We start from the raw sequence: 23550 nt of genomic DNA on the forward strand, positions 1-23550 counted from the left end.
CAGAAGATGAAGATCAGGAAAGAAGCGTTTGAAAGAACCATCATAAATAGTGAATATATTGGCTACTATTATCATCTGCTGACTGCAGATTCTAGCCCCTATCCCCAAGGGGAACAAATAGATAAGATGCGTTACTTATTAGAAAATAATCACATAGAAGAAATAAAAGCGAATGCTCGCTATTTGTTCATTTTTCGTACGTATAAAGTACCTAGTGTCCTACAAAAAGAGTATCAGTTGTTGGAAGAATGCGTCTCGTACATCTCAAATTTGAACACCCATTTGTTGATGCCTCAAGAAGCAATTGAGCAAAGTCTTTCAATCAAGGCAGAAGATGAGGCGAAGGATCAAAAAGAGCATTACAAGCAGCTGGTCAGAGGGTTGCTGGATATTCTTCATTGACTACTGGACCTTGGTGTTTTTTCAGTAGCTAGAAAAAGTAGTGAATAGATAACGAGAAAGAATAGGCTGAGACTTAGGAAGAAAATAAGGGGGCTTGTTCCCCTCAAAGAAAGGAGCAAAGAAGCTTGACTGTATTTACTTCAAAGATAGAATATCTTGATGGATTTCAAAAGAAATTTACGGATTCCAATCGTGAAAATGGTGCCTTAGCCTCTTATGTAGAAAAGCAATTAACGTTACTTGATCAATTGGTAGCAGGGATTTCTCCAGAAACATTTTGGGCGATCACCCCAGATATTCTGGGAATCGATGCCAAACTGGTTTTAGTCACAGAAATGATGCGATTTGACGATTTTTCCGATGACGAGATCATCCGAATCGTCGAAAAAGATTATCGCTTTTATCTGAAAGAATTGTGCGGTTACAATCTAGGTATGGAAACGAAGCATTCTCTGGTTTTCAACGTGAGATAAATCAAGGAGGGGAATAGCCGGAATCACTTCTAGCAAAACGATTTGGTAAGAAGTGATGAGTATTTTTAATGTTTCTGCAATTAGTAAAGGTGAGCGATTGAAATAGAAGGTTTGTATCGAAAAAAAGGGTGAATAGACAAAAAGCATTCAGGAATTGGTTTCTTGAATGCTTTTTGTCTATTCATCTATCTGAAAAAGGTCTTTGCTTTGGTTTCTACTCCCTCTCATGTAAAATCACCGTTAAAACGATGCCGAATCAGTAAAAATTCTGCAAATAAAATTATTTGTGTTATATTTGAAGGGCATCTGTTCATTTTTTTAATATTCGTTTATTTTTAATCGCGTATAGTGAGAAAAATAAACGACGCGATGGCTATTTTTTTCGCATTAATTGATTAGCTGGGGAAGGTTTGTCCAAATAAAACCCTTGTTGAAGAAAAATCTCTTCTTCAAGCAAGTACTCATGGATATCCGAGGTTTCGACCCCTTCGACAATAAATTGGATTTTACGATTGCTGGCGATATTTCGCCAGAAGTCGATCAAAAAGAAAATCTCCTTTTGGGACAGCACTCGCAACGAGATAGGCGAAAATTTGATCACATCGATTTTATCCAGCATCGGTGCAATATTTGTCAGTGAATGAATGCCTGTCCCTACATCATCCAATGCGACAGAAAAGCGCATCTTTTTTATTTGGTTGATTTTGTTCATAAGAAAAGACTTGGGATCACAGGCGATAGAAGGTTCCGTATCGTCTTCGGTGATCTCAATCAAAATACGATCATGGTAGGGTGCTAAGTCAGCTAACATCAGAAAGGTTTCTGGGTAGCTGAGTTGTTGCGGGTGGATATTAAGACTGATTTTTGTTTCTTCATTCGGGTGAAGTAAGCTGAAAATTTCATTTCGGTACCATTGCAGTAAGCGAGTGTGTAGCTTTTTGTATTTGATCACTTGCTGGAAGAAGGAAAGGGGAAACCTATTTCTTTCGGTACTTCTCAATAATAATTCGTAGCCAATCACTTTCTGACTATCTGCTTTCATTTGAAAGATAGGCTGGGCATCAAAATATAATTGAGGAAATATCGATAAGAGTTCTTGTTCTATTTTCTCAGACATTGGTTTCTGCTCCTTTCTGGGGTAGTTTTATTTTTGGTTTCATGAAGTGCAGGAAAGGAAGATCGAGTTCTTTACCTGCATTGTTAAAGAATCGAGCCTTTCAAAATCATGGGCGAAGGATTTTAAAGAAAAATCTATGAAAGAAAGAAGGAATAGTGTGTTTGTCCATCTGATTTATGCTGCGATCTATTCTGTTTTAGTTGTAAGCTTGCTCATTTCGTATGATCTGTTTATCAAGAACTTCAAAGAATTGAATTTACGCTTGTCATTTAAAATTCTTATCGGTGTCGTTCTGTTCATTTCGCAAGTCTACTTTATTATATCATTTTCTTTGAACAGTATCGGTTATGTTGCGTATGAATATACGATTCCAATCTTTATTTATTATTTTGGTATCCTCAAAGAAAAAATATATCTGATTGGGCTGGTCCCCGTCATCTTGCTAACTTTTTTTGCATTGATCAATAAATTCGAATGGGGAGCCATGCTCTTTATTATCGGATTAAATTACATCATTTTAATCATTACTTGCTTATTAAAGAAAAGATTTTACGGACAGACAAATCATACTGTCTTTTATCTATTTTCGATTGTGGTTACGGTTGTCTCGCCGATGGTCAATGCATTGCTTTTTCATCGCCGTGAAGTTGGTCTTTGGGATGCTGTCACTTTAGGGATTGGATCAGTGGCAATCGTTTCTTTATGGAAGTATTATCTGCAGAATCAAAAAAACTTTCTCGAAAAAATCAATACGAAGATCATTGAGCGCAATTATGATGAGTTGACGAAGGTAAAAAATTTCCGTAGTTTGAACGAAGATATTTCAAAATTGGTGATAAACGAGAAGGATCAGCTGGTCGTGGTGATGATGGATTTAGATCATTTTAAGCAGATCAATGATCACCATGGACATCAAATCGGCAATCAAGCCTTAACCTTCTTTTCGGATAAACTGACGACATTTCTCTATCAAAAAAGTCCTTCCCATTTAATCGAAGTCTATCGGTATGGTGGCGAAGAATTTTTAGTCCTATTTAAAGAGAATACTTCCGTGTCAGTGAAAAAAATTATTGAAGAATTTCATTTGTTCTTAAGTAATGAACAGTTGAAACTAGAGGGAACACAACTGACCCTTTACTTTTCAGCAGGGATTTCAGAAGCAGGTCCTACGTTAGACATTTCAGAAATCTTTTATCAAGCGGATCAAGCATTGTACGAAGCCAAAAGGAAGGGCAGAAACCGCACGATCATATTTTCTTGAGACGCTTGCTTTTCTAAAGAAGGTTCTGCAGTCTTTTCTCAAGTAGATTGGGTGTTGTAGGAAACCAAAAGGAAAGACAAGGCCGTATGATTTTTTTAGACGAATGCTTTTCAGAAGAAGTTTTAATAAAGAGACAATGTTCGCAGGCTTCTTTGTCCAGCGTCGTAGCTTTTTCAAAAGGAAGAGGGGAAGCAATCTGGTAAGTATAACGGTTTACTAAACGGTTTCCGATTATCTTGAGAGGTTAAGCGAGGATAGAAAGGCAAGGAGAGTGCTTTTTAAGAAGTGGGAAGAAACCACTTCTTTTTTTGCACCAAGCATTGGGTAGCCGCACTTGGCAGCATCGAATTGGTTTTCTGCGTGTTTACACCCTTAGAAAGCAATGGTATATTTATTTGATAAGTAAATAAAATTATTTTTTTCCTGTGTGTAACGAAGACTGACTAAGGAGACTTCCCTATGAAACCAATTCGGCGAACACTGTACCAAAGTGCTTTGTACGTAGCTATTCCTTTGATCGTGAGTCTACTGATTGGTTACCTAGCCAAATGCTCACTCCTGATTCCTGCATCCATTATTTATGGCGTTCTTTTGGTGTTTATGATCCCTTCCGACAGCTTTTTATCAAGCAGCGTGGACTACCAAACGAAAAGCATGAATCCAAGTTTTCGTCCTCCGCCATTAAAGAGAAGGATCGAAGGTGCGCCAGAAACGATCAATTTCCTCTTCGTTTTAACGGCACTGGTTTTGTGTTTGCTGCTCTTATTGGTTGGGTAAAGGGAATTCATAGAAATCACGTACTAAGAAGAATGTCGAAAAGAAAAGGAGAACAGCGATGAAATTACTCAAACAAATCAATTTAATGGATGATCAAAAAACAATAAAGAGATTGAATCTCGCGGCGATCCCTAGTTTTATTTTTTTCTATGTGTTCTTTACACTCTTTGTCTTAGGTGGTCATGGGTCAAATGCTGAAACTTCGTTTATTTTCGATCTTTTGCTCTTAATGGTTGCGTATTTTATTCTCATCATTATTCATGAATTGATCCATGGTGCCTTCTTCAAGCTTTTTGACCCTAAAGGGAAGGTAAAGTTTGGGTTCAAAAATGGGGTAGCATATGCCACGAGTCCCCATTCCTTTTATTCAAAAGGGAAATTTGCCATCATTTTATTGGCGCCATTCCTTGGCATTTCTGTGGGTCTCTTTCTATTTTATTTATTTGGCTGGTTGACGGCATCTCTTTTCACCTTGATTGCTGCCGCACATGCCGCTTCTTGTGTGGGAGACTTTTACTTTCTTTTTCTGATTGTTAAAGCACCAGCGAACAGTTGTGTAGAAGATACTGAAGTGGGGTTGAATATTTATCAAGGAGAGTAGTTTATTTTTTCAATTGATCTTGGCAAAATCAAAGAGCAAGAAAATGTATGCTAGAAAATCTCTTACAAAAAAACAAACACCTCAAAAGTGTTTGTTTTTTTGTAGGACTGTTTATAAATAACGTATATAGCAAGAAGACTGTTCGGCCGACAAAAAGAAAATTTGTTTTAAACGACCGTTTTCTTACTAGCGCTTTACCGATACAACGGCAAACTACCAGCGACTTTATTGATACTCTTTTTCTTGCCTTTTAAACAAAGACCAAAATAAGCCAGTGTTTCTGTGGGAATCGTCTCAAGCGTCTGACGGTATTGCTCGTAAGAATTGGTGGTCTGAGCAACGTCGGAAAAATCAATGATGGTTACTTCTGGATCTGCTTGCTGACTGATCGATTCACGAATGGTCTGCAACTGTTCCTTGTTCGTTTTTAAGATAGGAATGGGAAAGTTGACAATGCCAAGGTGTTTTCTGCCCGTCGAATCGTAAATATCTTCTCCGATTCCTTCGGGAAACAATTTGCCTAAGGTTGCGCCTAAAATTGCTGCAGTATTTGCAACTAAGCCAATCGGTAATTGTTCATCGATAATCATGACACATTTTTCTTGGTTATTCATACGTTCTCACTCCATCTTCTTGGTAAATTGTTTGGTAAGCTTTGGGGGTGACCCCAATCAAGCTTTTAAAGATACGGGTAAAATGACTTTGGTCACTAAAACCTGTCAGAAAAGCGACTTCTGCAATTGCTTCTTGTGCTTCCAGTCTTTTCTTGGCAGCACTGATGCGCACCGTACTTAAATATTGAAACGGCGACAGCCCATACGCTTTGGTAAATTGCCGAATCAAGACGTACTGATTCATTCCAAGAACGTCACTTAATTCACTCAAGGACAATTTTTCGGCATAATGTTGATCGATATAGGCTTTTGCCGCTGCGGCTTTATTTGAAACCGGATCTGTTTGTTCGTGGGTGAAATCCGCATACTGAACAAGCAGGTCGTGAAGGAGACAAGTAAAGCGTTCTTGCTTTTCAAACTCATCGCCGCGATCCGACAGCAACAGCTGGTGCACTGCATGAAATTCCTCTTTTTCTTTCACTTGGCGAATGACCGGTTCAGGAAAGTGCGGCGTCAATTGAGTGTTAAAAATTTTTTGTACTTGTACCGCCATGTTCTCCGGGGTTAAGTGGATATTGCGGTAAACCAGCTTTTCCTCCGTGAGTTGCTGGCAGCGGTGGGCAGCCTTTGGCGGAATCAAAATCAAGTCGCCTGCTTCAACGATATAGCAGGTATTTTGACAGGTGAATTGACGCGTCCCAGCTTCCATCAAGCCAATCACATAATATTCGTGCCAATGGTTAGGAAACTCCTGCTGGATGCCGTTAAATAATAAAGCCTCTACACCAAGGGTGCTATCTTGAATGATTTTTCGTTCATTTCTCATCTGCATTCTCCTTTTTGTTACTATAACAAAAGTGGTTTTTGGTGAATAGAATGATATTGACTTTTGACTATTTTTCTTGATGGAGGCCCTTGATTGGGACTGAGAAAAGGGACTGGAGAATGTCGGGAAAGAGCGGATCAGCCTTGAAGAAAGAACAGCAGGTTATTTTGACGATTCTATGGAATGAATCAAAGCAAATAGACCATGCACCGTGAAAAAAATAACGATAAATCCTTGGCATTTGAAAGTTTTATTGATGGAAGTATGGTACCATTTGACTGCAGTAAAGTTTGTGACGGTGGCTATCTTTGAAAGGTGGTGGTGCTTATGAATGTAAGTACTAACTCTTCAGAAAGGAGAAGCCTTTTTGTCCACAGCGGAAGCAATCGGGCTAATGATCAGTTTTGGTACATTTACCGCCATGCTGATCTTTGGTATCCTAGCCGCAGTGAAAAATGACAAAAAAAAATAACCGTCGACTTTAACAGGGAAACGGTTATCTTTTAAGTTAAAAAACCTGTCGCCGTCTTAAATGGCGCTGCAGAGGGGTTGTGGCAACAACTCCTCTTTACATAGTTAGTATAGCAAGAAGAGAGTGATTTTTCAACTTTAACAAGGATATTTTCAAACAAAATCGATAAGCGACATAGGCAAAACCTTATTCTCAATTGGAATAAGGTGTTCGATGTAGTCATTTTTGAAAAGTGTTCGAACATCTAAAAACGAATGCAATGTTTAAAGAAAAGGGAAGCATTATTATCGAAACTAGCGGCTAATAAGTTCCAGATAAATTCTGGTACATTTATTGCCGTGCTGCTCTTTCGTATCCTAGCCACAGTGAAAAATAACAAAAAAATAACCGTCGACTTTAGCAAGGAAACGGTTATTTTTTTACTAATAAAACCCTGTCGCCTTCTTAAAAGGTGCTAGAGAGGAGTTGTGGCAACAGGTTTCTTCTATACAGATCACTATCGATCATATTCGTGAATGCTAATCTACCAATCGCTCGAGATCGTAGGAAAAACCGTTTTGCTTACTTAGTTCCTTGTAAAACAAGCCACTTTTCTTTATTGTACGTTTCTGTGTGGCTAAATCTAAAGAAACTAAGCCGTAGCGGTTTTTATATGCATTGATCCATGACCAACAATCAATGAATGTCCATAGATGATACCCTTTTATATTACAGCGATCTTGAATTGCTTTCCATAAATAGGCGAGATGATCTTGGATAAATTCAATGCGATAGTCATCAATCACCTGACCATTTTCATCCATGAACCGTTCTTCATTAGCAACACCCATACCGTTTTCTGAGATAAAGGATTCAATATTTCCATAGTTATTTTTGATGTCCATACATAAATCATAAATTCCTTTTTCATAGATTTCCCATCCACGATATTCATTCATTCGACGACCAGGCATAATATGCGTTTCAAAGAACCATTCTGGTAAGAATGGACTTTCTAAATTAACGGCAGAAGTTCTTGCTTTGACACGGCGTGGTTCATAGTAGTTTAGACCAAGTATCTGCGCGGTATTCTCTTCAATAATTTTTAGGTCTGTGTCATTGAAATCAACGGGTAATTGGTCATATTCCTCCAGCAAAGAGACTAGTTTTTCTGGAAATACTCCTTTGACCATGGGATCTAAGAAACTACGAGTATAAAAAAGATCCGCAATTTCTGCTGCTTTTTTATCTGCTGAATTTTGGCTTCTTGGGAAAGTCGGACTCAAATTGAGAATTACTCCGATTTTGCTAGATAGCTGGTATTTTTTAAAAGTTTGAATGGCTTTTGCATGGGCTAATATGGTAAAGAACGCTGCTTGAGCACCACGTTTAAAATCAATGAGATTTGGATAGTGAAAATCTTCTAAATAAGAGCCCAAGATTGGCCCCAAAGGTTCGTTAAAGGTGAACCAATGATAAACTAAGTCGCCAAACGCTAGAAAACAGGTATCAGCAAAATTTACATAAGCTTCAACAACTTCACGTGATTCCCATCCCCCTTTATCTTGTAATTTTGCTGGCATGTCAAAATGATAGAGATTCGCAAAAACTTTGATATTATTATTTTTCATTTCGGTAAAAAGATCTCGATAATAGGCTATCGCTTTCTCGTTCGCTTTACCAACCCCATCATTTGGAAACATTCGTGCCCATGAGATAGACACCCGAAATGAATTGTGCCCGGTTTGTTTCATCAATTGAATATCTTCGTGGTAACGATGGATATGGTCTGTCGTAATACTAGGTCCAATTCGTTTATAAAAACGATGAGGTTCTTCGTGAAACCACCGATCCCATACGGTCTCTGCTTTTCCTGTTTCTCCACGCCCTTCAGATTGTTCTGCTGACCAAGCGGATCCCCACCAAAAGTCAGCTGGAAATGTTAACTGAGTATGTATTGACATTATCGTTTCCTCCTGTTCGTTTTTAACAGTGTAACATTGCTTTTGATATAAATAAATACTTTTTATTAAAAATATATATCTTTTTATGGTGGGTATGGTTTTAGCTGTAAAAAGACAATTTTTATGTTAAAGTATAAGTAATAGAGATGAGTATGAGGGAGTAAGTTATGAAGAAACAGCCAAAATATATGGAGGTTTATACGGAGGTAAAGAAAAAAATTGCCAATGGAACCTATCAAATCGGTGAAAAATTACCTACGGGCGATGAACTTGCGCATGAGTATCAAACAAGTAAGCTCACTGTGAAGAAAGGTATTGATATGCTAGTATCAGAGGGAGTTTTACGAACACGTAGTGGATTTGGAACGGAAGTTCTACGCAGACCAATTGATAATTCGAAAGTGTTTGGACCAAATGAAGGTCTTTTTGATTTAGTAGGGGAAGAACATGTGACTTCTGAAATCCATACGTTCTCAATTGAGTTGCCATCGAATGAAGTTGCAGAAATTTTAGAAATAAATCAAAAAGAGTATGTCTATAATATTATTAGAAGTCGTTTTATTGATGAACAGCCTTATTCTATTGAGCAAACGTTTATGCCACTTTCTGTTATACCGGGGTTAGAACCAAAGCATTTGAAACGTTCTGTATATGGCTACATTACAAATGAGCTTAGTCTAGAGATTAAATCTTCCCATATTTGGATCAAAGGGGATGTGGCAAATGATTTCGATGCGGAAATTCTTTCTGTAAAACCAGGCGAGTTTATGATAGAGGTAGACAAAGTGGTGTCATTGTCTTCTGGTATACCGTTTGAATATTCTCTTTCGAGACATTTATACAAAGATTTTATTTTTGAAGCAGTTTTTGTTGAGAAGTGAAGACTAACGAATTTCGTTGGTCTTTTTTTGACTTTCAAAAAAAGATATATAATTTTAAATAAAGATATTTACTTTTCGGAAGAGCTGGTGTATGATCATCCCATAAGCAATCGCTTACAACTAAAAAAGGAGACTGATTGGAATTATGAGTAAAAAAGATGCTATTTTTGAAAAGTTCGGAATAATAGCCACAAGGTTAGGGAACCAGATTCATCTTCGAACACTAAGGGATGCTTTCGCCACTTTTATGCCTTTTATGATGTTGGCGGGATTTGTTACATTGATCAACTATGTTATTTTAGAGCCAACAGGATTTATGGGAAATATTATTGATCCAGCAACATTAACGACGATTCAAGAGATCGGGACTTCCATCAGTAATGGAACGCTAAGTATAACGACACTATTAGTTGTTGCGGCAGTTTCTTATCATATGTGTGTTAGCAGAAATTATACAAATCATATTGCTGCTGTTCTAGTCGCTATTTCAACGTTTATTGTTCTCACCCCTATGATGACGATGTTTACACCAGAAGGAAGTCAAGAAGCGCTGGAAGTAGGTGGGGTTATTCCTGTCACTCATACTGGTGCGTCAGGAATGTTCGTTGGAATTTTTGTGGGCTTAGCTGCTACGGAACTCTTTATTAAGTTATCTAATAATAAAAAGTTACAAATTCAATTGTCAGGAAATATCCCTCCAGCTGTGTTGAAGTCTTTTAACGTCCTTATTCCAATCATGATTACCGTGACTACCTTCGCAATTGGTTCATTTGCTGTCAATCAATTATTCAATATGGATGTTAATTCGTTGATTACTACTCTAATCACTGGGCCTTTAAGTAGGGTAACGACAGGTTTACCAGGGTTCCTCTTAATTACCTCAATTGCAAATCTCTTTTTTGGGTTTGGAATTCATCAAGCAGTGATATCAGGTTCACTTCTCGATCCGTTCTTGATTCAAAATATGCAAGAGAATATGGCTGCTTATGCGAATAGGGAAGATATTCCACATATCATAAACATGGCATTTAAAGATACGTTTGCTGTTATGGGAGGGTCAGGAAATACTATTGCTTTGCTAATTGCTATTTTTATCTTTAGTCGTCGTAAAGATTACAAAGACTTTGCAAAATTATCCGTAACTCCAGCACTTTTTAATATCAGTGAACCAATCATTTTTGGTTTACCAATTGTTTTCAATATTAGTTTGATTATTCCATTTGTATTGGCGCCGATTTTTTCCCTAACAGTTGCATATTTTGCGACAGCTGTTGGTTTGATCAATCATGTAGTCGTGCAGATACCTTGGACCACTCCTCCCGTCATATCTGGATTTTTAGCAACTGGTGGCGATTGGCGAGCATCAGTCTTACAAATTGCGATCATTGCTGTGAGTGTTTTTATCTACTTACCATTTTTACGTATCGATGAAAAAGTTACCTCAACAATAGGAAATGAAGAGGCAAATGATTGAGAAGAGGAAACTTCACAAGATTTTTTGAAGTCGTTTCAAACCAAAGGTAAGTGAAACAAATAAACTGAACAAATCTATATAACAAAAAGAGACCACATAGATGTATGTGAGTCTCTTTTTTTGTGGAAATATCGGTCGGTGAACTTGTGTTTAGACGGAAAGAATTACCTGAAGAATTTATTAGCAAGAATTTTTTTATACAAATCTATTGAGTTTCCATTCTATTTCTCACGGTTTTGGCTAACTTTTCAATAATATACATTGCCGGTATCTGGGTTGTAATATCAGCTTCATTAATTTTTTCTAGCGAAATATTATAGGTTATTGAAATATCAGCTAATTTAGAAAGTGTTGAATTAGAGCTACTGGTAATTCCTATTACTGAGCTTTCTGATAGATTCAAATGATTTAAATATTGAATGATTTCTGTGGTCTCGCCGGAAACGGATAAAGCGACGATACACATTTTTTTTGCTAACTCAGTGGATAGGTAATTAATAGGATAATTACTAGGATCTTCAATGCGAATCGCCATGTTAAATAGTGACGAGAAATAAAGAGAACCATATTCAGCAACAACATTTGAGGAGCCTACGCCAATAAAAATAATCAGCTCTTTTTCCATCAATAAGTGAACTGCCTCATCAAATTTATCTTCAAAGAATTTGTCTTGTGTTCGTGCTAAAAAATTCAAGAGTTCACTCTCAAAATCAAGTGTTTTTACCTCTTTTTCTTCTTTAAGAGATTCGAGATACGCACTAAGGTAAATTTTAAATTCAGAAAAACCGGTACAGCGAAATTTTTTACAAAAGCGTAATACGCTGGCAGTACTCGTATGACTTTTCTCAGCTAATTCTCGAATACTCATGGAAGCAACTGCATTTACCTCTGAAATAATTGCTTTATATACCTCAATATCCGTTTCATTTAAGTCTGGTTGATAGTCAAGAAACAACATAGTAATCCCCTCCTGTTACAAATTGTAACAGGATTGTAACCGGTGTCAATCGTCTGTTTTTGTAACCGTTTACTTAAAAGCGGTATTTAAGGGGATAAAAATAATCTATACTGACCATGTAGTTAAGTTAAAGGAGTGTTTCAGGATGGATAAAGGAATAAAAATTGCAACAATTGGCGGTGGATCAAGTTATACACCAGAATTGATAGAAGGATTTATTAAACGATATGCTGAATTACCGATTTCAGAATTATGGCTTGTGGATATTGAACAAGGAAGAGAGAAATTAGAAATAGTTGGGGAACTTGCTAAACGTATGGTAAAAAAAGCGAACCTTCCAATGAAAATTTATATGACTCTTGATCGTGAAGCGGCATTAAAGGATGCGGACTTCGTTACGACGCAATTTCGTGTAGGTCTTTTGGAAGCGCGAGCGAAAGACGAGAGAATTCCTTTAACATATGACACGATTGGACAAGAAACGAATGGTCCAGGAGGGCTTTTTAAAGGATTACGCACGATTCCTGTTATCTTAGAAATAGTGAAAGATATGGAGCGCCTTTGCCCAGAAGCATGGCTGATCAACTTCACTAATCCAGCTGGCATGGTGACAGAAGCTGTCTTACGCCATAGCAATATGCGTAGAGTAGTAGGTTTGTGTAATGGACCAATTGGAATAGAACGTGGCATTGCAGAAACATTAAAAGTACCCAAAGAAGAATTATATGTTGAATTTACTGGGCTAAATCATATGGTTTTTGCGAAAAAGATTTATCATAAAGGGATTGATGTGACCCAAAAAGTACTTACATTGATGACGCAAGATACTGGCGATGCAGTTGGTCTGAAAAACATTGCTGATTTAGAATGGGAACCAAATTTTTTCCGAACACTTGGCATGATTCCCATCGGCTATTTAAGGTATTACTATCAAACAGCTACTATGTTGTCTGAGCAAAAACGATCAGCAAAGAAAGAAGGAACTCGTGCAGAAGTTGTGCAGAAAATCGAGCATGAGTTGTTTGAACTTTATAAAGATGAACATCTAGCAATCAAACCACCTCAATTGTCAGAACGTGGGGGCGCTTATTATAGTGAAGCAGCATGTAATTTAATTAATTCCATCTATAATGACAAACGTGATATTCAAACGGTCAATACAAGAAATAATGGTGCCATCAGTGATATCGATTGTGATTCAGCGGTTGAAGTAAATTGTTTGATTACAAAACAAGGACCGATCCCTTTGACTACAGGTGAATTACCTATTCCTATCAAAGGACTAGTTCAACAAATTAAGTCTTTTGAACGTATAGCGGCCCAAGCAGCTGTTACGGGAGACTATAACACTGCTTTATTAGCGATGACGATCAATCCCTTAGTTCCAAGTGATAGGACAGCAAAGCAACTACTTGATGAAATGCTTTTAGCACACAAAGAATATCTGCCGAATTTTTTTAAAGGAGAATGACAATGAAAGTAAAATACTATGTTGAGGCAAATTACCAGGAAGTCAGTAAGATCTGTGCAAAACTCATTTTAGATGTCTTGAAAGAAAAGCCAAATGGGTTATATTGCTTTGCAGGTGGTGATACACCCGTAGGAACGCTTAACATCATTGCAGAAGCAGCAATCAATAAAGAAATAGATTTATCCCAGGCAAAGTTTATTGAACTAGATGAATGGGTTGGAATCGATCCGAAAAATGAAGGCAGTTGTATATCTTATTTGAAAAGAAACTTATTCAATCGGGTTCCTATTGACCTAAAGCAACTTCACACATTTGATCCTTTAGCCGATGATTTAAATGAGGAATGCAAAAAAGCTGATAAATTTATCGAGGAGAATGGAGGATTAACACTGAGTTTGCTTGGGGTTGGAGTAAATGGGCACTTAGGTTTTAATGAGCCTGGTTCGTCCTTCGAAGATAAAGCTCATATAGTGAACTTAGACGAATCAACCCAAAGTGTTGGGAAAAAATATTTTTCAGATGAGAAAGTTGATCGTACGAAAGGAATTACGTTAGGGATAGGACAATTATTACAATCTGGAACAATGATCGTACAAGCTAGTGGGGCAAAAAAGAAATCTGCGATACAACAATTTCTATGCGGTACGATTACAAAAGAGTGTCCAGTTACTTCTCTATGGTTGCACAAAGATCCTGTATTGGTGGTTGATAAGGAAGTCGTGAACTAAAAGGAGGAAAAAAGATGCAGGTCATTGAGAACAAGGTATTGCCTATATTGCTGAAAATAGGCAATAGTAAACACTTAGTTGCTATAAGAAATGGGATTTCCATGACGATTCCTTTTACTATTGTTGGAAGTATCTTCCTAATCATTGGTAACTTTCCAATACAGTCATGGATGGATTTTGTGTCAAATTGGGGGCCGCAGTTGAATGCACCAGTCAATGTTACGTTCGGAATCCTTGGACTGATATCTGCCATTGGCATAGGCTATCATTTAGGAAAAGAGTTTGGTGTTGATGCTATTTCTAATTCGATGCTCACAACTATCGGCTTTCTTCTAGCAACATTAAACGATGACTGGACGATAAATTTGGCTAATTTTGGTGCTAGTGGTATGTTTACCGCGATCATTGTTGGGGTATTTGTCACTCATGCTTTTAAATGGTTTGTCACTCATAATATTGTAATAAAAATGCCAGAAGGTGTGCCGCCCACTGTAGCAACCTCTTTTGCAACGTTAATCCCAGGGGCATTTATTCTGACCGTTATATGGATCGTCAGAACTTTATTAGGGGTTGATATCAATGAAATCATTACTATTGTTTTCCAACCTTTAATGCAAGGGATGGGAACACTCCCAGGCATGCTGTTATACACACTTCTCGTTTGTTTGCTATGGATATGTGGAATCCACGGAGACAATGTTTTGTCTGGAATTGCGACCCCTGTTTTCCTAAGTTATCTTGCTGATAATACGGCAGCTTTTCAAAGTGGTGCAGAAGTACCTCATGTTTTTGCCGATGGATTTTGGATTGTCTTTATGTGTTTAGGCGGAACTGGAGCAACACTCGGTCTAGTGTTAAATATGCTCCATTCCAGAAGTAAGATGTATAAGTCGATTGGACGATTATCTTTGCCGTCAGCTATTTTTTGTATCAATGAACCGGTTATTTTTGGTTTGCCTATTGTGATGAATCCTGTAATGCTTATTCCGTTTATAGCAACGCCTATGGTCCTATGTATCGGTACGTATATCTTAATGAATATTGGTATAGTGGGACCGATTGTTATTCAAGTTCCATGGACTATTCCTCCTATTATTGGTCCTTATTTAGCTACTAATGGTAGTATTGGAGCAGCCGTTTGGTCTTTTGTATCGATTTTCATTTCATATTTTATTTATATGCCATTTTTCAAAATATTGGAAAAGCAGCAAGTGAAAAATGAAACCGCAGAGGCGCAAGAAACGGGAACAACGATTCCTGTGAGTATAAGTGAGTAGATAGAAGAAGCCTATTTTCCATCATTCATTAAGATAAGTATTTTTAGGTATTAGAAAATAACTTTAAAAAAGTATATTGGAAAAAAGACGATTGTCCTTCATGATTCTGATAGTTTCAATAATAAAACAACAAATAGCATCATTATCTAAGCGAATCAGTAAATGATTCGCTTTTTTTAATGTTGTATTTTTTATCATTTGCTTCTATCAATAAAACCTTCTCGAATACTTTATTGGATGTTATGGTAATCCTTGAAATCTCCTCTTCGGTCCATCGTTTTAAAAAAACGGAGTTTCAGTTGTGCCGAGAAATGATGGCGATTTCATTTTGTGCAAGCTATAGTTTAGGTGGGGGTAGCAAATATGATTCATTTCAAATTGACGTATCTGTTTTCAGAACCAAATATTGAGGCGTTTCTTGATTTGACGAAGTGGAGGGATGAGGATTTTTTGGCGGAGATTGCCAAAATCAATCAAATCACTGAACAGCGGTTGAATCAACGAATCATGATTCATGAGGGAGAAGTTTTGATTCCTTCACTGATTCAACGAAAATGGCCGGAAATTCTTTTCGATGTCCAGAAGAACACGTTGTTTTTTTCGGAAGAAGAGCGGCGGTCCATGATTTATCTTCTGACTTTTTCAGCAGAGAAAGACTTATCCGTCTACCAGTTTCAAGAGCTGTTCTATGTCAGTAAAAATACGATTTTGAAGGATTTAAAGGGGATCAGAGAGGAACTTGCAGCTTTCAAGATTCAACTATTGTACTCTCGAAAATATGGCTTTTATCTAGAGGGAGAGGAATATCAGATTCGCGCTCTTGCTTTTCGAAAAGTCAGTGCGTTATCCAATACGAAAAATGGGAATTTGCTTTTATTTGAGGGAATCTATGAGCAGAATAAAACGATGTATATTCAAATAAGAGATCGTTTGTCCGCAACATTGACTGCCTTCAATCTGGTGATCGTACCGAGCCGCTTCGAAGAAATGCTTTATTTTCTTAATTATTTATCCTTTCGGATGGCAGAAACGTCTGTTTCTTTAGCGGAGACAGAAACATCGCTGCTACAGTCGCTGCATGTCCATCAAGTTAGTCAGCAGTTTTTAGCAGAATTTCCTGCCATCAAAGATCGGAAAACAGAAGAACTTTATGTAACGATCCTGTTGAAAACGATTCTGCAAGGAGATATCGAAGATACTTCATTAGAGTTTTTATTGGAATGTGCCAGTAAGATCATTCATGAAATGGAACGGCTGGCAGCTATCGAGTTTGTGGACTATCGCACCCTTTTGATGAACACATTCTATCATCTTGTCCCGGCGTATTTTCGAATCCGCTACGGTTTTCCACTGGAGAATGTACTGATTGAAGAAATCAAGCTGCAATACAATGAGTTGTTTGAACTGACGAGACGAGCACTGGGTTCTTTAGAAGACCTAGTCGGTACGATCCCTGATGAAGAAATCGGTTATTTTACGATTTTGTTTGGTGGAGAAATCAGTAAACAAAAGGCCAAACGTGATTACTTCCAATTGAATGCATTAGTTGTCTGCCCAAGCGGCATCAGTTCATCCTTGATTTTGGAATCAGAATTAAAGGAACTGTTTCCCCAGATCCATTTTTTTCCGGCTCGTTCGATCGAAGAGTATGAAAATGTTCGTTTCAATGACGAGATTGATCTGATTTTTTCCAGTGCCCCGATCAAAACCAAACGACCATGTTATGTGATCAATCCGATTATGACGCCCATTGAGAAGGATGAACTGCTTAGAAACGTACAAGCGGCATTCTTTCCTTCAAAAACTGGTTTGCATTCCATTGACGATGTGTTAGAAGTGATTTTGCCCTATGTTGATTTAAAAGCAGGCATCAGTAAGCAAAAGCTGAGAAAAATTTTGCAAAGAAAAATCAATCGAGAATTGAATAGAAGGGAAGACCAACGTCCGATGTTATCAGATTTATTAACAGCAGAAACCATCCAATTTACTGAGGTGCCGCTGACTTGGCAAGAAGCCATTCGAGAAGCTGCTGCGCCATTAAAAAAGACCAATAAAATTGAGGAACAGTATATAACCGCCATGATCAATAAAGTGGTAGATCACGGTCCTTTTATCCATATTGGAAAAGGCATCGCTTTGCCCCATGCGCGTCCAGAAGATGGGGTCAATGCGATCGGGATGTCGTTATTAAAAGTCAAAGAGCCAGTGCTTTTAAATGATGATCCGCAACACCCCATTCAAGTGTTTATATGTTTGGCGGCGGTTGACAATGAGCTCCATCTAAAAGCGTTAGCGAGTTTAACAAAAATTTTGTCGAATAATGAAAAACTAACTGCGTTACTTTCCGCAACCACTGCGGATCAAATAATTGAAGTGATCAGAGAAGGAGAAGATGAAAAATGAAATTTGCAGCAGTGTGTGGGTCAGGATTAGGATCAAGTTTTATGGTGGAGATGAATATCAATTCTGTTTTAAATGAATTGGGTGTCTCAGGTGTGGAAGTGTCCCATTATGATTTAGGAAGTGCCGCACCCGATATGGCGGATGTTTTCTTTGTTGGTGGCGATTTAGCCGATAGTGCGCAGCATCTAGGTGAGATCGTGGTGTTAGACAGTATTATCGATCTCGATGAATTGAAGCAAAAGGTTCAAGCCGTTTGTCAGGAAAAAGGATTACTATAAAAAGGAGTAGACAGTCATGAACGAATTTTTAGATATTCTTGTTGATATCGCGAGTACCCCAGCGATCTTAGTTGCGCTGATCGCCGTTTTGGGGAATGTGCTGCAGAAAAAAGACATTGCCACGATCGTCAAAGGGGGCATCAAAACCTTTGTTGGGTTTCTCGTGGTCACTGCCGGGGCTGGGGTGATCGAAAGCTCTCTGGCGCCATTTGGGGAGATGTTCCAAGCAGCCTTTAACATGCAAGGGGTCGTACCTAATAACGAAGCGATCGTTGCGCTAGCGTTGACGACATACGGCACCTATACCGCACTTATTATGTTAGCCGGAATGGCCTTCAATATTTTGATTGCCCGTATCACTCGCTTTAAATACATTTATTTGACTGGGCATGCCACGTTGTATATGGCTTGCATGATTGCGGTGATTTTGAGCGTTACTGGAATGAATACTTTTAATCTAGTTTTATTTGGCGGCTTAGCGTTAGGGATCTGTAACACGATTTTCCCAGCGATCGCACAACCGTTTACTCGAGAAATTACTAAAAATGATTCCGTCGCATTGGGGCATACGGGGAACTTCGGCTACGCATTGAGCGGGTTGATTGGGAAATACGTCGGCAATAAGGAAAAATCTACCGAAGACATCAATTTTCCGAAAGGCCTGTCTTTCTTGCGGGACTCTACTGTTAGTATCACGATTACGATGGCTATTGTATACGTGATCGTAGCAATTTTTGCTGGGAGTGAATTTATTACAGAAAATCTTAGCAATGGCACGAACTCGATCATTTATTCGTTGCAGCAAGCTGGTTCGTTTGCCGCTGGTGTCTTTGTGATTTTAGCTGGTGTCCGTCTGATTTTGGCAGAAATCGTACCAGCCTTTAAAGGGATTTCCGAAAAGCTTGTTCCTAATGCGATTCCTGCATTGGATTGCCCGATCGTCTTTCCTTATGCGCCAAATGCTGTTCTGATTGGTTTTCTAACCAGCTTTGTCGGTGGGATCGTTAGTTTGATCATCATGGTCTTCACAGGAACAACCGTTATTATTCCAGGTGTCGTTCCCCATTTCTTCTGTGGCGCAACAGCAGGTGTTTACGGCAATGCAACGGGTGGTGTGCGAGGCGCCGTGATTGGTTCCTTTATTCATGGGATCATTATCAGCTTCATGCCGATCTTGTTGATGCCAGTCATGGGGGATCTTGGGTTCCAAGGATCAACTTTCTCTGATACCGACTATGGAGTTGCAGGGATCTTCCTAGGAAACTTAGCCAATATGGGCGGTCAAATCGCCATCTTCTCAGGGATAATTGCGGTAGTCGCGGTCTTGATCGGATTGACGATTTTCAAGAAAAACAGCCGGGCAAAATCTGTTTCTGAATAAATAGAGGATGGAGGGATAAATAGTGGCAATCAGTGAACAAGAATACCACGAACTCGAAAGATTAGCGGCAAAGATTCGTTTAGATACCCTTTGCAGCATCAAGAAAATGGGGCAAGGCCATCTGGGCGGTTCCTTTTCAATTGTTGAATTATTAGCCGTTTTGTACGGCAAACAGCTGCGGGTCAATCCACAAGATCCACAGTGGGCGGATCGTGACCGACTCGTTTTATCAAAAGGACATGCTGGCGCCGCACTGTACAGCGCATTAGCAAATACGGGCTATTTTGATCGGTCGTGGTTATGGACGATCAATGAGGGCGGCACGAGACTGCCTTCCCATCCGGATCGCTGGAAAACGCCGGGGGTTGATGCCACCACAGGTTCACTGGGGCAGGGGACTTCAATGGCTGCCGGGATCGCGACGGGTCTGCGCTTGGCAGGGAAGGACAATTTTGTTTATTTGATCGTCGGGGACGGCGAACTAAATGAAGGACAGTGCTGGGAAGCCTTCCAATACATTGCCCACTTCAAACTGAATCACTGTATCGTCATTATTGATGACAATAAAAAACAGCTAGATGGGCCAACCAAAGACATTCTTGATCCCTTTGACATCCAGCAGAAGATGACTGCATTTGGCTTTTATACAGAAAAAGTTCCAGGAGCAGACATGCAAGCCATTGATGAGGCAATCGAGCGCTGCAAAGCGATCGAAGACCAAGCGGTTTGCATTGTCTTGGACAGCGTGAAAGGACAAGGCATTCCTTTCTTTGAAGAATTAGATGCCAATCACTCCGTGAAGTTTACCACGGATGAAATCAATCAAGCGGCAGAAGCGGCAATCAAAGAATTGACGATAAAAATCGAAGGAGGACGCTAAGGCATGTTTACATTAAGCAAAACCACTGCTGCTGGTAAAGAGCTGCGAACATGTGTCGTTGACACATTGGTGGAACTCATGGATGAAAATAACCAGCTAGTTGCGTTGGATGCCGACCTTGGCTCTGCCAGCGGCTGGACAGCGATTGCCAACAAACATCCCCAACGCTTTATCAACATGGGGATCGCGGAAGCCAATATGGTTGGCGTTGCGGCTGGCTTGAGTTTAACTGGCTATACACCTTTTATCCACACCTTTGGGCCATTTGCGACGCGTCGGGTATTCGATCAGTTGTTTATTTCTGGCGGCTATGGCGGCAATACGATCAATATTTACGGTTCTGATCCAGGGTTTGCAGTCGGGCACAACGGCGGCACCCATACGACATGGGAAGATGTGGCTTTGATGCGAATGATTCCCCAGTCGATCGTCTGCGATGCAGCGGATGAAGTCCAAATGGCATGGATCATAAACACCTTTAGCCAATTATCCGGCATTCATTACGTACGAGGCAATCGGAAAGCGGTTCCGACGATTTATGAAAAAGGCTCGACCTTTGAACTAGGAAAAGGCAATGTTTTAAGACCAGGCGATGAACTGTTGTTGATTGCCAGTGGCCAACTGGTTTCTGAAACACTGCAAGTGGCAGAAGAATTAGCAGAAATAGGAATCAGCTGCGAAGTGATCGACATGTTCACCATCAAACCGATCGATAAAGAATTGATCATCCGCGAAGTTCAGGGAAAACGGCAAGTCATCACCATCGAAAATCATTCTATCACCGGTGGACTAGGGAGTGCCGTCGCCGAAGTGCTTGCTGAAACTGGCAGTGCTGTCCCCTTAAAACGTATTGGTGTCAACGAACGATTTGGCCAAGTCGGCACACCCGATTTCCTGCAAAAAGAATATGGCTTAGATGCTGCTTCAATCAAGCAGCAAATCGTTGAGGGGAAGGTCAAGGGATAGAAAAAGGAAGCATCAACGAATCAATGGTTGGTGCTTCCTTCTCATTTATTTCAGGACTTGCAAAAAACGTCAAACAACGCGTCAGTTCTGCTGTTTGACGTTTTTTTATGAACTACGACAAAAACCAGCGCCGTAACTTTTCTGCTTCGGTTAATGGGAAGTAGAAAAGCTTACTTTCGGTGAAGGTATCTTCGGTTTTGATGGTCAACTGTGACTTGCCCAGACCTTTTTTGTGCTGCCAATACGTCGTGGTGACGGTGAAATCTTGGATTTTATTTTTCTTCAGATAAGCGGTCACCTTTGTTAAGCCGCGAATCGTTTGACACAACAATACATGGTTATCTAAAAATTGATACCCTTGTATTTTGCCCCGCCAGATGCTTGATAACACGAAGGAGCCAAAGAACACGAAGAAAATCAGCGCTAACCACCAGAAAAAGAAGGCGGAGATTCCTACAACAAGCAGCCCGATAAGCAGTGGCCAACGGCAAAAGTACCAAAAGTTGGGTCGCGGATTTTTCACTAGAGCGGTTTGTTGAAACGACCATTCAGGTAAAAAGCGGGCCAATGTTTCGGTCAGCTGCGCCTCTTTCAAAATGGGGAACAGATAGACCGTATCATCGCTTTCTGAAGAACTGCCAGCAGCCAGCAGTAACTTGACGGAGCTTAGATGAAAGATTCGGCGATAAAGATTTTGTTCGACACTTAGCCCTTGGATCCTAGCGAGGGGAATCGTTTGGTGTCGTTTAGAAAACAAGCCTTGCGTGATCAGCAGCTGTTGTTGGTTCGTTTCCACCGTAAAGCCATAATAGCGGAAAAGATTTCTAGCGATCGCAAGGAAGAAAAACAAAATCAGCAGTCCTAGCAAAAGCGCAGCACCTAATAAAAGGCCGAGTTGTTGCAATTCCGATGCATAGGTAAAGAGATTGGGAATGTTGTCGATCACGTTGTAGCCGATGACTAGAACCAAGGTGAAAACAGAAAAATCAGTGATAGAAAACAAGAAAATCTCCTTGAATTTCAAAGTGAATGTTTCTAACGGCGGATTTGCTGTTTCCTCACCCGAAAAAACAGTAGCGTAATTATTGGTTGGTTCTTCTCCACTAGCTGCTTGGGCAGTCGGCTCTTGTGGTGTCGCAGCTGCTTTTTTTGACGCTTCGATGGAGGCAATGAGAGCCAGCGGCAATGCTGGGAAAAGAATTTCGGCTTCGCCACTTGAACTTGCGGCGCTTTCCAGCTTCACTTCAGCTAGTTTAAACGGACGTAAATAAAAGTAATGATTCTCTTGAATCGTTTGGATGCGTTCAAACGGCAAAATCGTTTGTTTTTGGATAAAGAGTCCTTTGTTGACTAGCACACTTGTTTGATCGATTTGAAAGGTAAAGCGGGTGTAAGACAGTACCGCAAAAATCAGACAGACCAGTAAAAATAGCAGAATGCCGCCCAGAATCATCGGCAAAGAAGGGGCGTCGTTGAATAATTTGAATACAAGCAGAAACGCTAGTACCAGAAAATTTTTGCAATTTTTGAACCAGTAAAGGCCAATGCACAGCAACGGCAGTCGTTGTTTTTCATAGATCATCTTTGACCACCTCGACTAAAGTCATAATGGTTTCTCGCAAGCGTTCGGCTTGCGCCACTGGTAGGCCTTCAATGGTGTGGTTGGTGGCAGCCGTATGGATCTGTAAGGAGACTAAGGAGTATTTTCGCAAAAAGATCCCTTGGTCTGTTTCGATATGCTGGATTCGGCGGATCGGAATATACGTGGTGCTGCGGAATAGATAGCCGTGTTGAATGGCGATATCATTTTCTTGGATCTCGTAGCGATGGAATTTGTAACGGTAGCTCATTAGCACAAAAGAAAGCAGATGGCTGATCAAAGTCAGCGCCAATAAGCTTGACCAAAGCGTGATCACCCAGAAATGCAGCCAGTTTTGCGTGGCTAGAAACCAAAAAGAAGCAGCGAAAATCAGGCTGAAAATAATCAGTGACGTAATCCTTCGCAACCGCCAAACACGAATGATGGTTTGAGGCATTTGTTCATTTAATAAGGGATAATTCAAGGGAAACATCCTCTCTACATAGAAATAAATAGGGTTACCCACAAATATAGTGGAGATAGAAGAAAAAAACAAGGTTAGGAATTAAAAATAGTTAATTGTGATTTAAATATTGATGCGAATAGGTACAAAAAAGAAAAAGCCACGTTTGGCTAACCAATGAGCATGAGTTTGTTCGTCATGAAAAAAGCGAATCTGCTATTGACTCTCCCTCAAGAGGAGCCAGTATGCTTTAGTAGAATAGGGCGATTTCTGTAGAAAATGATCGAGGTTGCTGGGCTGTCAAAAGAAATCAATGGACGCAAAA

23 protein-coding genes are annotated in these 23550 nt (G+C 39.5%); 16 read left to right on the forward strand and 7 right to left on the reverse strand.

Going from position 1 to position 23550, the window contains the following annotated elements; translation table 11 throughout:
- Window positions 1-6: 6 nt before the first annotated feature.
- Window positions 7-402, forward strand: coding sequence for a hypothetical protein (locus tag IGI86_RS02595; protein ID WP_061053740.1), 396 nt, complete (start codon window positions 7-9; stop codon window positions 400-402).
- A 125-nt stretch (window positions 403-527) separates the two neighbouring features.
- Window positions 528-875: a DUF7006 family protein gene (locus IGI86_RS02600; protein ID WP_016611346.1), complete on the forward strand. Its 348-nt coding sequence runs from the start codon at window positions 528-530 to the stop codon at window positions 873-875.
- A gap of 373 nt (window positions 876-1248) precedes the next feature.
- Here IGI86_RS02600 and IGI86_RS02605 read toward each other — a convergent pair whose 3' ends face one another.
- A complete protein-coding gene (locus IGI86_RS02605; protein WP_061053741.1) occupies window positions 1249-1992 on the reverse strand; it encodes an EAL domain-containing protein in 744 nt (247 codons plus the stop codon).
- A gap of 136 nt (window positions 1993-2128) precedes the next feature.
- Between IGI86_RS02605 and IGI86_RS02610 the strand changes: the two genes are divergently transcribed.
- The 3 genes from IGI86_RS02610 to IGI86_RS02620 all read left to right on the forward strand — a co-directional run bounded on the left by IGI86_RS02610 (window position 2129) and on the right by IGI86_RS02620 (window position 4631).
- On the forward strand, window positions 2129-3253 hold the full coding sequence (locus IGI86_RS02610; protein WP_223273077.1) for a GGDEF domain-containing protein: 1125 nt from the start codon (window positions 2129-2131) through the stop codon (window positions 3251-3253).
- Window positions 3254-3712: 459 nt separating this feature from the next.
- The gene (locus IGI86_RS02615) at window positions 3713-4030 is read left to right on the forward strand and encodes a hypothetical protein (RefSeq protein WP_008377898.1); all 318 of its coding nucleotides are present in this window, start codon (window positions 3713-3715) and stop codon (window positions 4028-4030) included.
- A 58-nt stretch (window positions 4031-4088) separates the two neighbouring features.
- The gene (locus IGI86_RS02620) at window positions 4089-4631 is read left to right on the forward strand and encodes a DUF3267 domain-containing protein (protein WP_005231440.1); all 543 of its coding nucleotides are present in this window, start codon (window positions 4089-4091) and stop codon (window positions 4629-4631) included.
- Window positions 4632-4825: 194 nt separating this feature from the next.
- Here IGI86_RS02620 and IGI86_RS02625 read toward each other — a convergent pair whose 3' ends face one another.
- Window positions 4826-5245, reverse strand: coding sequence for a DUF2000 domain-containing protein (locus IGI86_RS02625; protein ID WP_005232083.1), 420 nt, complete (start codon window positions 5243-5245; stop codon window positions 4826-4828).
- Window positions 5238-6071: an AraC family transcriptional regulator gene (locus IGI86_RS02630; protein ID WP_008377906.1), complete on the reverse strand. Its 834-nt coding sequence runs from the start codon at window positions 6069-6071 to the stop codon at window positions 5238-5240. Before IGI86_RS02630 ends, IGI86_RS02625 begins: the two co-directional genes overlap by 8 nt.
- A gap of 367 nt (window positions 6072-6438) precedes the next feature.
- Here IGI86_RS02630 and IGI86_RS02635 point away from each other — a divergent pair, with 367 nt between their 5' ends.
- Window positions 6439-6543 (forward strand): putative holin-like toxin, encoded by a 105-nt coding sequence (locus tag IGI86_RS02635; protein ID WP_017144486.1) that lies wholly within the window; start codon window positions 6439-6441, stop codon window positions 6541-6543.
- A gap of 518 nt (window positions 6544-7061) precedes the next feature.
- Here IGI86_RS02635 and IGI86_RS02640 read toward each other — a convergent pair.
- Window positions 7062-8486 (reverse strand): glycoside hydrolase family 1 protein, encoded by a 1425-nt coding sequence (locus IGI86_RS02640; protein WP_430617720.1) that lies wholly within the window; start codon window positions 8484-8486, stop codon window positions 7062-7064.
- 167 nt (window positions 8487-8653) lie between these two features.
- On the opposite strand from IGI86_RS02640, the gene IGI86_RS02645 reads away from it, so the two are divergent.
- Window positions 8654-9367 carry a GntR family transcriptional regulator gene (locus tag IGI86_RS02645; RefSeq protein ID WP_008377910.1) on the forward strand — a complete coding sequence of 238 codons (714 nt, stop codon included), beginning with the start codon at window positions 8654-8656 and terminating at the stop codon, window positions 9365-9367.
- 145 nt (window positions 9368-9512) lie between these two features.
- Window positions 9513-10841 (forward strand): PTS sugar transporter subunit IIC, encoded by a 1329-nt coding sequence (locus IGI86_RS02650; protein ID WP_005227522.1) that lies wholly within the window; start codon window positions 9513-9515, stop codon window positions 10839-10841.
- A gap of 205 nt (window positions 10842-11046) precedes the next feature.
- On the opposite strand, the gene IGI86_RS02655 is transcribed toward IGI86_RS02650, so the two are convergent.
- Window positions 11047-11799 carry a MurR/RpiR family transcriptional regulator gene (locus IGI86_RS02655; RefSeq protein WP_005232077.1) on the reverse strand — a complete coding sequence of 251 codons (753 nt, stop codon included), beginning with the start codon at window positions 11797-11799 and terminating at the stop codon, window positions 11047-11049.
- 145 nt (window positions 11800-11944) lie between these two features.
- On the opposite strand from IGI86_RS02655, the gene IGI86_RS02660 reads away from it, so the two are divergent.
- The 8 genes from IGI86_RS02660 to IGI86_RS02695 all read left to right on the forward strand — a co-directional run bounded on the left by IGI86_RS02660 (window position 11945) and on the right by IGI86_RS02695 (window position 21183).
- The gene (locus IGI86_RS02660; RefSeq protein ID WP_008377912.1) at window positions 11945-13270 is read left to right on the forward strand and encodes a 6-phospho-beta-glucosidase; all 1326 of its coding nucleotides are present in this window, start codon (window positions 11945-11947) and stop codon (window positions 13268-13270) included.
- 2 nt (window positions 13271-13272) lie between these two features.
- Window positions 13273-13998 (forward strand): glucosamine-6-phosphate deaminase, encoded by a 726-nt coding sequence (locus IGI86_RS02665; protein ID WP_008377914.1) that lies wholly within the window; start codon window positions 13273-13275, stop codon window positions 13996-13998.
- A 14-nt stretch (window positions 13999-14012) separates the two neighbouring features.
- A complete protein-coding gene (locus tag IGI86_RS02670) occupies window positions 14013-15275 on the forward strand; it encodes a PTS sugar transporter subunit IIC (protein ID WP_005232072.1) in 1263 nt (420 codons plus the stop codon).
- A gap of 363 nt (window positions 15276-15638) precedes the next feature.
- Entirely contained in the window at window positions 15639-17678 is a 2040-nt protein-coding gene (locus IGI86_RS02675; protein WP_430617721.1) for a BglG family transcription antiterminator, read from the forward strand.
- Complete coding sequence (locus tag IGI86_RS02680; RefSeq protein ID WP_005227537.1) at window positions 17675-17956, forward strand: PTS sugar transporter subunit IIB; 282 nt, start codon at window positions 17675-17677, stop codon at window positions 17954-17956. The genes IGI86_RS02675 and IGI86_RS02680 overlap by 4 nt, the downstream gene beginning before the upstream one ends.
- A 16-nt stretch (window positions 17957-17972) precedes the next feature.
- Window positions 17973-19337, forward strand: a complete 1365-nt coding sequence (locus IGI86_RS02685; protein WP_086299099.1) for a PTS ascorbate transporter subunit IIC — start codon at window positions 17973-17975, stop codon at window positions 19335-19337.
- Between the two features lie 22 nt (window positions 19338-19359).
- Entirely contained in the window at window positions 19360-20217 is an 858-nt protein-coding gene (locus IGI86_RS02690; protein ID WP_005232060.1) for a transketolase, read from the forward strand.
- 3 nt (window positions 20218-20220) lie between these two features.
- Window positions 20221-21183, forward strand: a complete 963-nt coding sequence (locus tag IGI86_RS02695; protein ID WP_429966989.1) for a transketolase family protein — start codon at window positions 20221-20223, stop codon at window positions 21181-21183.
- A 112-nt stretch (window positions 21184-21295) separates the two neighbouring features.
- On the opposite strand, the gene IGI86_RS02700 is transcribed toward IGI86_RS02695, so the two are convergent.
- Window positions 21296-22765 carry a PH domain-containing protein gene (locus tag IGI86_RS02700; protein ID WP_429966990.1) on the reverse strand — a complete coding sequence of 490 codons (1470 nt, stop codon included), beginning with the start codon at window positions 22763-22765 and terminating at the stop codon, window positions 21296-21298.
- Complete coding sequence (locus tag IGI86_RS02705) at window positions 22755-23246, reverse strand: PH domain-containing protein (protein ID WP_034878068.1); 492 nt, start codon at window positions 23244-23246, stop codon at window positions 22755-22757. Before IGI86_RS02705 ends, IGI86_RS02700 begins: the two co-directional genes overlap by 11 nt.
- Between the last annotated feature and the right edge of the window lie 304 nt (window positions 23247-23550).

It is taken from the genome of Enterococcus sp. AZ188 (genome assembly GCF_050544075.1).
Classification (GTDB): Bacteria; Bacillota; Bacilli; order Lactobacillales; family Enterococcaceae; genus Enterococcus_D; species Enterococcus_D entomosocium.